Below are 15,306 nucleotides of genomic sequence, written 5' to 3' on the forward strand. Positions count from 1 at the left end.
AAAACTACGATAATTCAATAATCTCCGTAGCTCTACCTTGAATAATATGAATGTCTTTTTCATGAAGCTTATTAAGAGTTTCCATATTCATAACACCAGTCGCTATAAGAGAAATCCCAACAGTATCTGTAATAAGTCTAAGAGCAGATAGTGCTTGATCGCTTTGACTTAGGAAATAATCACTCTCACCTTTGATATATACAGGTCTTAAATCTTGTAGGTATTGATAATCAACACTTTCACCTATAAACTCAAACACACCCATGTCAATGTTATGTTTTTCAAACAGTGCTTTATATTTTTTGATAAGAATAGAGTTCTGACGAGCTAGTTTATCCGGAATCTCTATGATGAGTTTGAATGGAAGGCTCGAAGCATAGATATTAAATAGGTCATTCATGCTTTCGTATGTATTTTGTTTAGTCAGATAGTCAAAAGGAAGTCTAAGTGAACAAGTAGAACTTTTTAGAGTCATATCTGGAGTTTTAAACATCATATTTAAAACATTATCGTAGATATTAGAGCTAAGACCAGCTTGATTTGCAGGAGCCATAAATTGACCATAGTAGTAAGTTGTATTTTTATCAACTTTAAGCGTAAGACTAAGAACATTGTGTGCTATTTTTTTCCTTTTAGCATCTACAGCCGTCCATGAAACAAAGTTAAAAGCATTTTTTTCAATAGTATCGTTTATAATTTTTCTCCATGCTTCTTTACCCATAACTTCTACGGCATTTTCAGCTTTTTCAAGATGAATTCTGGAATCTTTAAACTTTGCCTGAGCGAGAGAATTATCAGTATGAGAAAGAAGCTGCCCAATATTTTCTTTAAAATTATACTCATAGAGTCCTAGTGCAATATATACTATACTGTCATCCAATTCATAAGACTTAATACTATTGCTAACGGCAGAAGAGATACCCTCAGCAAGGGCGAGCCCTTCTAAAGATGAACAATCAGGAAGTAAAATTGAGAACTCTGTACCATTCATTCTTGAAACGATAGAGTTATCAAAGTTTCTTGCATGAGCGCTAAAAATATCTGCTATATTCATAAATAGTTTATCAACATCTCTGTGACCTATTTTTTCATTAGCCTCTATTATACCGTGCAGTGCTATCATCATGTTTATACCACCTTTTGAAGTGGCATCTATTTTTAGATACTCAGGCAGTTTATCAATAAGATATTTTCGGTTTCTAAGTTTTGTAGATTTATCGATGTACTCAAGCTCTTTTTGTTTTTTAAGTTCTTCGTTACCTTTGTCAAACATAGCTTTAACTTTTGAAACCATGTTGTTCATACCAAGAACAACATCTTTAAACTCTTTTGTATAAGGAATTTTGTTTTGGATAATAAACTCATTACGTATAACTGCTTCAGCTTGTCTTTGAACCTCTCTAAGTGGTTTTAATATAGCTACAAGAAGCAGGTTTAAAATAATCAAACCCACAAAAGCGATAAGACTAAAAGATGCAAGAAGGTTTATCAAAATCGAGTATAACTGCTTATAAGCAAAAGTATCATCACTCTGAACGTTCAGTATACCTACTTGACTCCAACCTGCAGAAACATTTGCTGATGCTATAGGTGCTTCTATGTTTACAGTATTTAAAAACCACTCAGGAACATCTACTATATCACTCTCTCGTTTTCTATCAAATATAATATTCCCATCAACATCTAAAAGAGAAATATATCGATAGTTACCACTATCAAAATTGGCATTTATCATGGTTGACATCATTGAGATATCCCCATTTGTACTTCCTAGTGAGAGACTAAGAGAGCTTGCTGTATTCTTAGCATCTTCATAAAGTCTATCTTGTACTGATTCATTCGCACTTTGAAAGTTTAGTGTTAAAACGGTTGCCAAAATTATAATTAAAAATATGGATAGCATCAATGCTATTTGCTTAAAGAGTGTCATATTTTTTTCCTTTTCATATTTAGTTTTAGTTCATCCCATTTTTTGTGGGTTTTTTTATTTTTGAGTTTTTTCCCTGTACCTTTTTTTCCAGCTTTGTAGAGACTCTCTCCATTGAAGTTATAAATAGGAGTTAGGTCTTTTCTCTTAGAAGCCGGAAAAATTTTGCGGTTATTATTATCTAAAATAAGGGGTTCACTACGCGGTGTCTCAAAATATGTAAGAACCATGTGTGCAGCTTTAAATTTACTAGAACGTACATAAGTAAAAAAGAGTTTTTTAGAATCTACACCTAGATATCTAAGAGCAAAATACTTAGATATAACATAGTCTTCACAATCGCCCATGTCTTTACCTAGAAATTCCCATGGGGTTGCCCAGTAATCTTTCTTACCATAGACTTTTATATCAGACTTATATCTTACATCATTAAAAAAGGTGTTTACCTTATCTAATTTTTCTAAGTCATTTGCATCTTTAACTGAGTCTAATGTTTTTTGCAAATAATAGAATCTTTTTTTTGCAAATACTTTATATTTTTTACCTATTTTATCAAGTAGCTCTTTCTCTACGTATGGCTGAGCAGATGCATATGTAAAGTTTAAAAAAAATAGTAATATGAAAAAAAATACCTTAAGATTACTCATAAAGTGATTATATCTAAACTAATCAAACTTCATTCAAAAAATAATTATAAGAGCATGAGGATAAAAATCTTATACTCTAATAATATTTTGAAATTAGAATAGAAGCTTTTTTTTAATATACTCAATAAAAAATATTAAGGAAATAATAATGAGTGATAAAAACAAAGGCTTTTTGCAAAGAGCTGACGCACATATATCCCTTGCTAATGAACAACTAAACCAAGATACAACTCAAGGAGAGGTAAGTGCTTCATTTATGTATGGAGCTGCAAGGTTTAATGCATGGATGGCTGCTTCTTCAGTTGAATCAGCACAAGATTTACTTAAAGATAAAGATGAAATCGTAGAGTATTTTCTAAATGAATATAAATTGGCATTGGAAGAACATTTAATGAATCATATAGAAAATTTTGATTCAAGACAGTAAAATAAACTGTGTAAATGAGACTGTAAAATAAACTGTGTAAACCCACCTTCTATCTCTAAATCACTTAGTATATTTTGACACAATTTCGCTGAAAAATATACTAAGTTGAGGATAAATCTCATACCAATTTCTAATACTGTTAGCTTTCCATTTTTCTTGTTGCTCCTGTGTAGCGAGATACATAACTTTAAAAGCAGATTCTACATTAGGAAATGAGCCTTTAGATTTAGTCTTTCTTTTTATGGTTGCATTGAGTGATTCTATTGGATTAGTCGTATAAATCAACTTTCTAACAGCATCTGGATACTTGAAAAAAGTAGAAAGTTCAGCCCAATGGTTAGTCCAAGAGATAGTGATATTAGGATATTTTTTACCCCAAATATCATTGAAATATGTAAGTGCAAGTTGCGCATCTTCTTCATTAAGTGATGAGTATACAGATTTAAGATCTTTAGCAACAGCCTTCCTGTCTTTCCAAGATACAAACTTCAATGAGCTTCTTATCTGATGAACGATACATCTTTGTATCTCAGCTTTATGATAAACTGCTTTGATAGCTTCATTAAAGCCATTAAGACCATCTATTGCAAAGATAAGAACATCTTGTACTCCTCGCTTTTGAATATCATTTAAAACTGTAAGCCAATACTTACTTGTTTCATTTTCACCTATCCAAATACCTATAATCTCTTTTTTACCTTCAAGGGTTATTCCAAGCATTATATATGCAGCTATATTTTTAACTACTCTATCGACTCTTATTTTTAGAACTGTTGCATCCATAAAGATTATTGGATAGATTGCGTCTAATGGTCTTGACTGCCATTCATTGGCTTTTTCAATTACTTTCTCTGTAATATTTGAAATAGTTTGAGTGGAAAGTTCATAACCATACAGATCATCAAGATGAAGCTGTATATCTCTTACACTCATACCTTTGGTATAGAGTGAAAGAATTAAATCTTCACTTCCATCTAAAAGCACTTCTCTCTTTTTAACCAGTTGTGGTTCAAAGCTAGAATCTCTATCTCTAGGGATAGATACATCAAACTGACCATACTTTGATTTAATAGTTTTATCATTGTATCCATTACGAGAATTTGAAGTGGTTGACTCTTGATGTTTATCATAGCCTAGGTGTGAGGTTAGTTCTTCTTGTGATGCAGTCTGTATTACCTCTTTAAGTATATTTTTAAACTCATTGGTAATGTCATCAAGAGAGGTTAACTCTCCAGATGCTAATTGTTTTTTTAATTCTTCATGATTAATCAAACTCATGTGCAAATCCTTATAATAATTTACTTGATGACTATATCAAATAAATTTAATTTTTAAGGTTTACACAGTTATATTTACACTCTCGTGTAAATCCACCTCTTATTCATTAGACATTTGGTATATTTTGACACAATTAACTTTTTATGTTCTCTATTAAATTATTAGATTTAGAATAAGGTTGAATCATCCCATGCACTTGTATTTTTTACCCAAATATCTCTGTTGCAATAATATGAATGCATTCCTGATATAATGCTTATTCCATGAGAGTATCTTACACCTTCAAAAAAACAATCACATTTTGATTGTTTTATGCTTCTTTTTAATATTGGTGAAGTGAATTTTTTTATTGATTTACATGGTTCAGTATCAATAGTAACATTACTGCCATAACACTTTGGTTTTTTATTCTTCTTCAAAATAGTATTTTTAATTTTATTTTGGCTTTTACATACGCTTACATAGCAAATATTTTTATTGTACTTTTTAGTATTAAGTTTGTAGCTTTTTTTGGCTGTTTTTAATTGCAACTTCTCATTTGCTGTTAATACTTCTTTTTCAGTTAACTCCTCAATTCTTCTATAATCTGATTTTATATTATCTTTGTATTCTTTTGCTTTTTTTAGTGGACATTTCATTTAATTTTCCTTGTATTTTGTAAGCTAATAATTATCATATTTCCTCGTTTTAGTTAGACTATTTTAAGAGCCTTTAGTCTCAAGCGAACATAATCGGCAGTCCAACCATCTTTTTCTGAATATATTTTTGGTTTTAAAACTTCTCTTACTTCATCTTTAAATTGTTTTTGTTGTTCTTGTGTTAAGTTGGCAATGATACCATTTGCAAAAATATCTAGCCAATTTGAAATATCATCAATTTTTGTTGGTCTTGGTATGAGTTCAATATATTCTACATTAAAATTATTATTTTCCAAAAGTTTCTTATATTCACTATCTTTTGGAAAACTCCAAGGATTATTAAATTTACCAAACTCTTTATGCTTATTAAAAATCTCTTGCATCGCTTCCGTTAAGAATTTAATATTTCCATATCCACCAAACTCAGCAATTAATCGTCCATTCTTTTTAAGTGATATTGATATTTTTTTAATTGAAGTGTCAGCTTCTTTTACCCAATGCAAAACTGCATTAGAAAACACTGCATCAAATTCATTTTCAAAAGTCAATTCTGTAGCACTCATTATAGAAGCTTGAATCCCTTTCTCTTTGGCTTTCATAATCATGCTTTCACTTAAATCTACTGCTGTAACCTTTGAGTTAAATTTCTCAATTTCAACTGCTAATGTTCCATCTCCACAACCTAAATCTAAAATTTTTTCATTTTCTTGCGGGTTTAATAGTTCTATGACTGGAAATGCTAAATTTGAAACAAAATCAGCATGCTTATTGTATTTATCTGCATTCCATTTATTGGTATTATTCAACTATTTCTCTCCATGATTTTGTTATGAAATATTTAATTCCATCTCTATGTTTGCTCTTTTATATATAGGAGATTGTCCTATATTAACCGTCTTAAACCCGAATTTCTTATATAAACCAATAGCAGTTTCTAGTTTTGTATTTGATACAAGGCAAACTTTTTTAGCATTAATGCTTTTTAATTTTTTCAAGCAAGTTTCAATAAGCAAGGAACCATAACCTTTTCCTTGATATTGACTGAAAACAGCCATTCTAACAAGTTCATAAATACCATTTCCATTATTCATTAAAGCACATACCCCAATAACATTTTTATTATCAATAATACTAAAAATATATCCACCTTTTTCAACAATTAAATATGGATTTTTTGCCAAGTCCTTATCTATCTGCTCGATTTCAAAATATTTTTGTATCCATTCTTCATTTAATCTTATGAAGTCTTTTAAATAGATTTTTTTGTTTTCAACTATTTTCATGATTTTCAAGAGCCTCTTCTGAGCATTCTCGTTTTTGCATCTTGATGTAATGTAACTTCACCATTCTCTGCACGACTAATTCCATTTTTAATTTTTTCTTCTATTATGACATATTTGTTTTCTCAGTATAACGGACTGAATATAGCCAATAAGTTGCCGCTATGTAACTTATTGGCTCTTATGTTTTGTCATGTGTTAATCATACGCTTGCTGTCTATGCTTAAAATCAACAACTGCAATAATTAGCTTATCATTTTCTATAAGATAAAAGAGTCTATAATTTCCAATTCTATATCTGTAATATTCTTCAAGGTCATCTTTTAACTTTTTAATATTAGAGCCATAGAAAGGATTTTCTCTAAGTTGAGGATAAACAAAGTTTTCAATTTTTGAATATAACTTCTTATCTATTTTCGTTTTAACTTTTTCAAAAGTTTTAGTTTCAGCAATTTGGTACTTAGACAATGGTGTAATCACCATTTTTAAAGTCATCTAAACCGTTCATTAGATTTTTAACTAAATCTTTATCTTTTAAAATTTCAGTCATTTCATCATTTTCTACAAATTGAGATGATGTTAAATATTGAATTGTTGCAAATTCTATAAAATTAGAAAGATTTCTCTTTTGACCTTCAGCAGCAAGCTTAATCATATCGTAAACCGAATCATCTACTCTCATTGTAAGTGTTTTCATAATAGAAGTCCTTTGAATATTAATGTTACTAATTATATTCAAAATTATTCACATTGTCAATTAACTGTTTTCACATAACGTTTGTCGTGAGCAATAATTTTCCCGCTAGGGTAAATTATTGGTCTCCTCGTAGTTGTTAACTTGATTTTAATCACTGCACTCTCCTTGTTCATCAACCCAGTAGAGTGTGTTTCCAACAACAGCAATAGAGCCAGATATTACAGCAGTTGTTGAAAATATTATAGTTGCACCAACAACTTGAATTAAAAATTGACTTAAGCATTCTTCATTAGAGCAATGCCATGATTGAAAGTGTCCAACTTGCTCAACAGAAAGCTTAACTTCCCTTTTTAGCATTTGACAATCTTGATCATAATCACTTTTAAATGTTGGTTTTACAACACATGAAGAAAGAATAAGAGATAAAAAAACAGATAAGAAAAAAATTGATATTCGCATAAATGACATTCCTGTAAGTTGAGTTAACGGTTAAGTACAAAAATATGTTCCATATTCCCAAGTTTAACTTTGTTCAATTGACTACAAAATTTCTCAAACAAAACCAAATTAAAATGTCGGATGGAACATATTTTTGTTGTTACGTTTTGTTATATCTATTTTTCTTTGATATAGCCCTCTTTTTTCATGCACTGATTAATTTCTTTATTAAATTCTATTTCTTTTTTTTCGCTCGTTTCTTCCCATTGTTTTTTGGCATCACCCTTTAAATTTGCAGCACTAATCATATAAGAAATTTTATTTTGCTCTTCATTTAACTTATATTTTTTTTCATCTATTTTACATTTTTGCTTTGCAAGCTGTAGATTATCATTATTTATTTTACTTTTATTTATACTTGCCCAAGAGACCCCACAACCTGTTAAACTCACGACTATACTTAATCCAATAATTAGATTTTTCATTTCTTTCCTTTTGTTTATTAAATGTCTTTTTAAGATATAACGTTTAAGTTGAGAAATATTTGAGCCGCAGGGTCAAATATTTTTTTCCAATGATTTGTTATATTTATTACCCCACTGGTCTAAAATATTAATACTATTTTTAAAGTAGTTATGTTTTTTCCAAATATTTTTATCTCCAATTATATAAATCCTTTTTTTTGCTCTTGTTACAGCAACATTTAAAATATTAGGCTTTGATGATACCCAAGATTTAGAGTTTGTTGCAGTATTCCCACCCAGCAATAGAAAAACAACATCTGTTTCTTTACCTTGAAATGTATGTACTGTACCTACACTGTCATCTTTAATTTCAACTGCTTTATAAACAGACTTAAATGGAGATATAAGATAATAAGACCTTATATTGTACTTTGACACAAAATCATTCAAAGCTTTTAGTTCTTTAGTACTTGTGTTTTGTATGAAGTCTGAATTATTAGATTCAACATCTATCCAAGAACTTACTGGAAGATGAGATGATTCATCATTGGCTTTTAAAGAAGGAGTAGCTAAAACCATTTTATTGTTATAAGAAATATCATTTGAAATACTAAACATTGGTTCAACACATCTTCTATGTACTACAAGAGGCATACCTACCCATACATTCTCATTATTAACTTTATAATATGAACCATAACAGTTAGCGTAATCAGCAACCTGTTGAGCAGATGAAGTCAATGGAGAATGTATTTTAGAAATATTATATTTTTCAGCTAATATCTGAACTAATACTTCTGGTGCGGTAAAAACAGGCTCTACTTGCAATGGATCACCAACTATTAGTGCATTGTTTGCTCTATTAAGTAGTCCAACTAATGATTGAGGTGTAGCTTGTCCTGATTCATCACACAATAGTGTACCATAGTTGTCAATTTTTTTGAACATTTTATATGACGATGCTAATGATGTTGAAACAACTGGAAAAACAAATGATAAACAAGAGAAACTATTTTTAAATTGTTCTAATTCTTGAGTTGTCATAACTTCTTTTGTCAAGTTATCAATGTAAAATAATATTTGACTTGAAAAATTTTCAATATTTTGAGACCGTAAAATAAACTGTGTAAACCCACCTTCTATTCCTAAATCACTTAGTATATTTTGACACAATTTCGCTAAAAAAGATACTAAGTTGAGGATAAATCTCATACCAATTTCTAATGCTGTTAGCTTTCCATTTTTCTTGTTGCTCTTGAGTAGCAAGATATAGCATCTTAAAAGCAGATTCTATAGTAGGAAATGAGCCTTTAGATTTTGTCTTTCTTTTTATAGTTGCGTTTAGTGATTCTATAGGGTTAGTTGTATAAATTAATTTTCTAACTGAATTTGGATATTTGAAAAAAGTAGAAAGTTCATTCCAATTATTTGTCCAAGAGAGGGTGATATTTGGATATTTTTTACCCCAGATATCATTAAACTCAGTAAGAGCTAATTGAGCATCTTCTTCATTGAGCGCTGAGTATACAGATTTTAAATCTTTAGCAACTGCTTTTCTATCTTTCCAAGAAACAAACTTCAAAGAGCTTCTTATCTGATGAACGATACATCTTTGTATCTCTGCTTTAGGATAAACGGCTTGGATGGCTTCTTTGAAGCCGTTTAAACCGTCTATTGCGAAGATTAGAACATCTTGTATTCCACGCTTTTGGATATCATTTAAAACCGTAAGCCAATATTTAGAAGTTTCATTCTCACCGATCCAAATACCAATAATCTCTTTTTTGCCTTCAAGCGTTATTCCTAGCATTATATAAGCTGCTATATTTTTAACAACTCTATCAACTCTTATCTTTAGCACTGTAGCATCCATAAAGATAATGGGATAAATAGGTTCTAGTGGACGAGACTGCCACTCATTTGCTTTTTCAATAACCTTTTCAGTAATGTTTGAGATCGTCTGAGCAGAGAGTTCATAGCCGTATAAATCATCAAGATGATGCTGTATATCTCTTACACTCATACCTTTGGTATAGAGTGAAAGAATAAGGTCTTCACTGCCATCTAAAAGTACTTCTCTCTTTTTTACCAGTTGTGGCTCAAATGTAGATTCTCTATCTCTGGGGATAGAAACATCAAATTGACCATACTTTGAGTTTATTTTTTTATCATTGTAGCCGTTACGGTAGTTTGGAGTATCTGAGGGTTGATGCTTTTCATAACCTAGATGTGAAGTTAGTTCTTCTGAAGAAGCTGTCTGAATAACTTCTCTAAGTATATTCTTAAACTCGTTGGTTATATCATCTAAAGATGTAAATGTACCATCTTTAATTTGTTTTTTTAGCTCTTCGTGGTTTATTAAACTCATATGTAAATCCTTATAAATAATTCACTTGATGACTATATCAAATAAATTTAATTTTTAAGGTTTACACAGTTAGATTTACACTCTCAATATTTTTAAGAAACAGTACTTCATTTAACTGTAATGATGTTTTAAACACTTCTGCTTTTAGTTTTAAATAACTATCCTTTGCATATAAAGAACTTAGCTGTAATTCTTTTTCCTCTTTTGAAAAAAAGTTGTCATCACTTAGATAATATTTAATGCTTCCTTTTTGAGTTTCTATGTCTTTTATAATAGTTTTAATTGATTTAACTTGTTTTTCTATATCTAATAGTTTATTATTTAAACTAGATAAGTTACTTTTATATTCATGTATTTTCTTTTCTATATCAGTAACTTTTTGTTTGTAGTCTCTTTTTAGCTTCTTATGTTCTAATATACTTTTTTCTACAATAATCTCTTGAGTTTGTATATTTTTATATTGCTTACTTTTGAAAAGTTTTGAAAAGAATCCAAAACTTTTTAGCTCTTTTTGTATTATCACAAGTTCTTCATTTTTTAATGAAATTTCTTCATTATTTGAGTCTTTGCTTCTTTTGATACGCTCAAGTGCTTCTTCAGCAGTATTTGTTTTTTCATTTATACTAGTAATTTCATTTTTATTTTGTTTAAAATTTGACTCTTCCACAGTCAACTTATTATAGTATTTGTGAATATCTAGTAATCTTTTAAATGCTTCCTCTTCTTTTTTTAACTCTTTAAATAAAAGTTCAAGATTATGATTCAATTCATCTTGTTTGTTATTAAGAACTGTTGAACTTACTGGATTTAATTCAATGTGCTTTAACATACCCTCGAAGTTTGTTTTGAAATTTTTTATATTTGTACTATTTCCAAGAGTAGTAGCAATTAAAGTATAACAATCACTTTTATTATAAAATTTTTGAGATGCTTCATAAAGTAAGAAATCTTCAGGTCTAAAATTTAAATATTCAAAATCTATTTCTTTTTGTTGTGGCAGTTCCTTTGTAATATTTTCTACTGCAGCATTATTGTTAGATGTAACAATAATTTCATATTTTGAACATAGCTTTGAATCCAAAAGTCCTTTAGAATTAAAAACTTTATAGTTAAGCTGCTTACAATCTAAAATTTTTTTAGTAGTTATGTTTGCAATAATATCTTTTAGCAAAGTTGTTTTACCAGTACCAGGTGCACCATTTATACTAAGAAGATTATCTTGCTTGGTATTTAAATCAGAAATAAATATATTTATAGCATTTTGTTGAGCATAATATAAAGGATGTGGAGAAATCCATTTAGCATTTACATTTGAAAAGTATTCAACTTTATTTATATTTTTCCTAATATCAATGCTGCTATTTACATCTAATCTTTTTTGCTCTCCTTCGATATATTTATGTGTTAACTTTTTAGGTTCTTCTTTTAATGCATCGATGTAGAAACTTGTCATATTTAAATCTAAAACATTCTCAATACAGTTTATTTTCTGATTTTCAATTATTTTGGTAAAACAGTAATTGTTATTATCTGCATAAAATACTTCTTTACTCAAAGCTAAATATTTAACTAATATGTCAAATATGATATTACCTATATCTGTATTAAGATGTTTTTTTGATGTTACAGTTTTATCAAGCATGAATTCATCTTTTTTTACAAAAGTATGTAGGAATAGATTTGAAGGTATTTTATAAGATTGGTCATTTAAGCTAATTTTATTTTTAGTTACTAAATGAATGTTTGCATTTTTATTTGTATCTGCAATTAATATTGCATTATCTAATATTGATAAACTATTATCAAACCCATGTAAAAATAATGTACTATTATCTTCACGATCTAATAATGACATTATATCCTCTAGTGTTTTAGCACTATTATCGCTGGATGACTTTTTTAGTTTTGTGATATATTCTTTATCCATTAAACAGATAGATGTTTCAACATCAAAAGGTAAAAAATCAAAAATAGTTTTACCATTTTTAGCATACTTAGATAAATTAAGCAAATAATCTAAATCAGGTATATAAATATCAGTAGGAATTGATTGATCAAGGTTAAACTTTTCATAGAATAAGCTATTTATATCTTCTTGAAATTGTGTTAATTCTTCATTACTAAAGGGCTTATTATTTATTATTTGATGTAATACAAAAAATATTCGATTGATTGATAATACTTCACTATTGATACTTATTGGATAGAAGTTTGAATTTGTAAAGCCAGAAGCAAGGTATGTATAATCAGTGGCTTTTAACTTTTCTAGCTCTCGCTCTATTGCTTCATTGTTGGACATTTCATTTTTACTTTTTAAGACTGAGTATATATACTTGATTAGATCTTCACTTTTTATAAGTCCATAATATACTTTATAAATATTTGTGGTTTTAAATTTTATATCTGTATTTGAATTAGTAAGTTTTTTATATGCAAATTCATTTGTCAGCTTTTTAGTATTTGTACAATTTTCAATTTTTTTAGAAATGGTTTCAATTTTTTCTTTTGATAGATAAAATCTTTCAAAATCGATAATTTCACATAGTTTCCAAAATTCAAGTATATTTTTTTCTTTAATCACAATAGATCCTATCAATTTTTTAATATAACGTCTGTCGTGAGCGATAATTTTCCCGCTAGGGTAAATTATTGCGTTCCTCGTACTTGTTATGTACCTTATGTGTAAGTTTCTTTTCTATAAGACCTTTATACTATTGCTATGTATTATTAAACCTACAGAACTATTATTATCCACTTTTATATCTGGTAATATGTCATCATTAGTATATGGGTTGCCATCTATCCCTACGCCTAATAGATAGTAATGTGACTCATCCTTTAACTCATAGTGAAAATAACGTGGCTTATCTGTTAATGGTACACCTGTAGGGTCGTTAACGAAAACCATGCTATCTTTTGGGAGTGCTATTTGTAATGCTTCTAGCGACTTTGGATATTTTCCATTTTGTGTTTTGTAAAATTCAATTGCTTGAACTAATGATGTTATTGTTGTTACAGCTAATTTTTCTCTTAGCTCATCATAGAGACCGCCTCTTTGTATATTGGTGAAATAAAATAAAGTGCCATATAAAATAATGCTGAAAGCAATACCGCTTGAACCGATAATTGCAAGTTTTTTGCCTCCAAGTTTCTTTGTAATTAAACCCCATGTAATTGAAATTATGCCAAACATTATACCTATACCAGGTATGAAAGATGCTCCTCCAATTATAAATGGAAATGTGCCTAGTTTTTCTTGATTATTACTCATTTATGCTCCCTTTTTTGATGTTATATTTTAGTTGGTACATAACGTTTGAATAGAGCGAATAAGTGACCGCTAGGTAACTTATTCGCTCCTATGTTTTGTTAGATTTTTTAAATAACTAACAAGATACAGTGGAATAACTAATCCAATATATGTGGAAATAAAAAAACCGAATCCATTTCCAATTAATCTTATCAATGTATATTCTATGTGTTCTCTTAATAAAATTGGTAATGTTAATGTAAGTGCAACCAGCAATCCAATTATTAAAATATCACTTTGTTTATTGATTTTCGACATTTTAATAAGAATGCTACCAATTATTAATGAAGAAAAAAACAACCATGCTTCAGAAGGCAAATTATAATTTAAGATTCTTGGGAAAATCACTAACCCTGCAATAATAAATATTCCGCTACCTATGTGTATCATTATCTTCCCTTGTAATCTAACGTTTATCTTGAGAAATAGTTTCACCCGCTAGGGTAAACTATTTCTCTCCAAGGTTTTGTTAGCTTATTTGCTTGATTTTGATGGTTTCGCTTTAGGCATTGGTGGTTTTTTTTGTGTTTGAGGTAAGCTTCTCGCACTATCATTACTATAAACACTTCCATTATTTTTATTACTTTGCCCGTTTTTGTTTTTACCGCTTTGCTCTTTTGCCATTTTTTATCCTTTTTCTTTGTTAATTATAGTAATTATTAATATTTGCTTCAATAACTAGTTCTGCTTCTTCTAAATATTTCTTCTTAACAGGAAGCATATTAGTAGCAAAGTATTTTTGCATTATTTGTGATTTTTTTTCTTTCATCTCAAACCTTAATGTATTTGTTTCTTCAATTGTTTTTTGACCTTCTGAAATATAAAACCAAATCTTTTCGTAATGTATTGAAATAGATTCCATTTCTTTTAATACTTTGCTAATATTCTTTATTCTTAGATTATATGGTAAAAAAGTTTTTATTGCAGTAATAAATTGCGATAAAACAATAATTGAAGCCCATATGAATTGCTGTTCTTTCCATATAGCCCACCCTGCAATACTACCACTTGAAGCAACTGCTAGAAATGCATTTATAACTGTATCTATTTTTTCTGTTTTTAATAAATATATTTCTAAATATGCAGTATGAACTTTCAAATCATAAAGTTCTTGCCAATACCTCTTTTGATAATCATCCAAATTAAATACTCCTTATATAAGATAACGGTTGAGGAGAGCAATAGTTTTCCCGCTAGGGTAAACTATTGGCTCCTGCGTTTTGTTAACTTTTTAATAAAACTGCTACTTTCCATCATCTTGACTATTTAAAAAATCTGCAAGAATATCGCCATGACAAGATGATGGTTTACAAAAACAGCCTAAGCGTTTTCCAACAAGTTTACGCACTTCATCTTTCTTTTTATTTATAAACATATCTTTATCGAAATCATATTTAAATTTTCTTATTACTTCTTCTCTTGTATCACCATTTTCAAACATCGAATGTGGATTACCCCAGTATGAACCACGTCCAATATATTCATATTCTGAGTTATCTTTATCGTACTGGGTATTAGTTTTAATATTAATTACCCTAGTAATAAGTATTTTAATAAGTCTTAATGGAATATTTTTTGATTTAAAGAAACTTGTTTCTTTTTTAAATTCTTCTCCATCATCAAATATAATTACATGTGTTATGGTATCAATTTCATTACTTGTTATTTTTTCAGTTTTAACTTGAATAAAATACGAGGTAATAAAATCATTATAGTCATCTAAATATGAAATAGTATAATCATTAATATTTTTAGTAATACGAGAAACTTTACGCTCAAACTTATCTTTACTCTTAAACTCTTTAGGATATAAAATTAAAATATTATTCATA

19 protein-coding genes are annotated in these 15,306 nt (G+C 28.9%); 1 reads left to right on the forward strand and 18 read right to left on the reverse strand.

Annotation, left to right across the window (positions count from 1 at the left end):
* Window positions 1–4: 4 nt before the first annotated feature.
* Complete coding sequence (locus tag ACLHDE_RS13930) at window positions 5–1,930, reverse strand: LapD/MoxY N-terminal periplasmic domain-containing protein (protein ID WP_415397002.1); 1,926 nt, start codon at window positions 1,928–1,930, stop codon at window positions 5–7.
* Entirely contained in the window at window positions 1,927–2,574 is a 648-nt protein-coding gene (locus ACLHDE_RS13935) for a transglutaminase-like cysteine peptidase (RefSeq protein ID WP_415397003.1), read from the reverse strand. The genes ACLHDE_RS13930 and ACLHDE_RS13935 overlap by 4 nt, the downstream gene beginning before the upstream one ends.
* Before the next feature lie 148 nt (window positions 2,575–2,722).
* On the opposite strand from ACLHDE_RS13935, the gene ACLHDE_RS13940 reads away from it, so the two are divergent.
* Complete coding sequence (locus tag ACLHDE_RS13940; protein WP_415397004.1) at window positions 2,723–3,001, forward strand: DUF3144 domain-containing protein; 279 nt, start codon at window positions 2,723–2,725, stop codon at window positions 2,999–3,001.
* A gap of 60 nt (window positions 3,002–3,061) precedes the next feature.
* Here ACLHDE_RS13940 and ACLHDE_RS13945 read toward each other — a convergent pair whose 3' ends face one another.
* The 16 genes from ACLHDE_RS13945 to ACLHDE_RS14020 all read right to left on the reverse strand — a co-directional run bounded on the left by ACLHDE_RS13945 (window position 3,062) and on the right by ACLHDE_RS14020 (window position 15,305).
* Complete coding sequence (locus ACLHDE_RS13945; protein ID WP_415397005.1) at window positions 3,062–4,279, reverse strand: IS256 family transposase; 1,218 nt, start codon at window positions 4,277–4,279, stop codon at window positions 3,062–3,064.
* A gap of 167 nt (window positions 4,280–4,446) precedes the next feature.
* Window positions 4,447–4,917 carry a hypothetical protein gene (locus ACLHDE_RS13950; protein ID WP_415397006.1) on the reverse strand — a complete coding sequence of 157 codons (471 nt, stop codon included), beginning with the start codon at window positions 4,915–4,917 and terminating at the stop codon, window positions 4,447–4,449.
* Window positions 4,918–4,970: 53 nt separating this feature from the next.
* On the reverse strand, window positions 4,971–5,723 hold the full coding sequence (locus tag ACLHDE_RS13955; RefSeq protein WP_415397007.1) for a class I SAM-dependent methyltransferase: 753 nt from the start codon (window positions 5,721–5,723) through the stop codon (window positions 4,971–4,973).
* 21 nt (window positions 5,724–5,744) lie between these two features.
* Window positions 5,745–6,200, reverse strand: coding sequence for a GNAT family N-acetyltransferase (locus tag ACLHDE_RS13960; protein WP_415397008.1), 456 nt, complete (start codon window positions 6,198–6,200; stop codon window positions 5,745–5,747).
* 195 nt (window positions 6,201–6,395) lie between these two features.
* Entirely contained in the window at window positions 6,396–6,665 is a 270-nt protein-coding gene (locus ACLHDE_RS13965; protein WP_415397009.1) for a type II toxin-antitoxin system RelE family toxin, read from the reverse strand.
* On the reverse strand, window positions 6,658–6,894 hold the full coding sequence (locus ACLHDE_RS13970; protein ID WP_415397010.1) for a CopG family transcriptional regulator: 237 nt from the start codon (window positions 6,892–6,894) through the stop codon (window positions 6,658–6,660). Before ACLHDE_RS13970 ends, ACLHDE_RS13965 begins: the two co-directional genes overlap by 8 nt.
* Window positions 6,895–7,041: 147 nt before the next feature.
* The gene (locus ACLHDE_RS13975; RefSeq protein WP_415397011.1) at window positions 7,042–7,353 is read right to left on the reverse strand and encodes a hypothetical protein; all 312 of its coding nucleotides are present in this window, start codon (window positions 7,351–7,353) and stop codon (window positions 7,042–7,044) included.
* Between the two features lie 155 nt (window positions 7,354–7,508).
* Complete coding sequence (locus ACLHDE_RS13980) at window positions 7,509–7,817, reverse strand: hypothetical protein (RefSeq protein WP_415397012.1); 309 nt, start codon at window positions 7,815–7,817, stop codon at window positions 7,509–7,511.
* A gap of 72 nt (window positions 7,818–7,889) precedes the next feature.
* Window positions 7,890–8,840 (reverse strand): DEAD/DEAH box helicase, encoded by a 951-nt coding sequence (locus tag ACLHDE_RS13985; RefSeq protein ID WP_415397013.1) that lies wholly within the window; start codon window positions 8,838–8,840, stop codon window positions 7,890–7,892.
* A 106-nt stretch (window positions 8,841–8,946) separates the two neighbouring features.
* Window positions 8,947–10,164, reverse strand: a complete 1,218-nt coding sequence (locus ACLHDE_RS13990) for an IS256 family transposase (RefSeq protein ID WP_415396123.1) — start codon at window positions 10,162–10,164, stop codon at window positions 8,947–8,949.
* Between the two features lie 61 nt (window positions 10,165–10,225).
* Window positions 10,226–12,745, reverse strand: coding sequence for a hypothetical protein (locus ACLHDE_RS13995; protein ID WP_415397014.1), 2,520 nt, complete (start codon window positions 12,743–12,745; stop codon window positions 10,226–10,228).
* A 114-nt stretch (window positions 12,746–12,859) separates the two neighbouring features.
* Window positions 12,860–13,435, reverse strand: a complete 576-nt coding sequence (locus tag ACLHDE_RS14000; protein WP_415397015.1) for a type II secretion system protein GspG — start codon at window positions 13,433–13,435, stop codon at window positions 12,860–12,862.
* Window positions 13,436–13,513: 78 nt separating this feature from the next.
* Entirely contained in the window at window positions 13,514–13,864 is a 351-nt protein-coding gene (locus tag ACLHDE_RS14005) for a hypothetical protein (protein WP_415397016.1), read from the reverse strand.
* Between the two features lie 84 nt (window positions 13,865–13,948).
* Entirely contained in the window at window positions 13,949–14,098 is a 150-nt protein-coding gene (locus ACLHDE_RS14010) for a hypothetical protein (protein ID WP_415397017.1), read from the reverse strand.
* A 19-nt stretch (window positions 14,099–14,117) separates the two neighbouring features.
* The gene (locus ACLHDE_RS14015) at window positions 14,118–14,615 is read right to left on the reverse strand and encodes a hypothetical protein (RefSeq protein ID WP_415397018.1); all 498 of its coding nucleotides are present in this window, start codon (window positions 14,613–14,615) and stop codon (window positions 14,118–14,120) included.
* A gap of 102 nt (window positions 14,616–14,717) precedes the next feature.
* A complete protein-coding gene (locus ACLHDE_RS14020; protein WP_415397019.1) occupies window positions 14,718–15,305 on the reverse strand; it encodes a DUF4326 domain-containing protein in 588 nt (195 codons plus the stop codon).
* Window position 15,306 lies beyond the last annotated feature (1 nt).

Origin of the sequence: Sulfurimonas iocasae, assembly GCF_047716755.1 — a bacterium.
Taxonomy (GTDB): Bacteria; Campylobacterota; Campylobacteria; order Campylobacterales; family Sulfurimonadaceae; genus Sulfurimonas.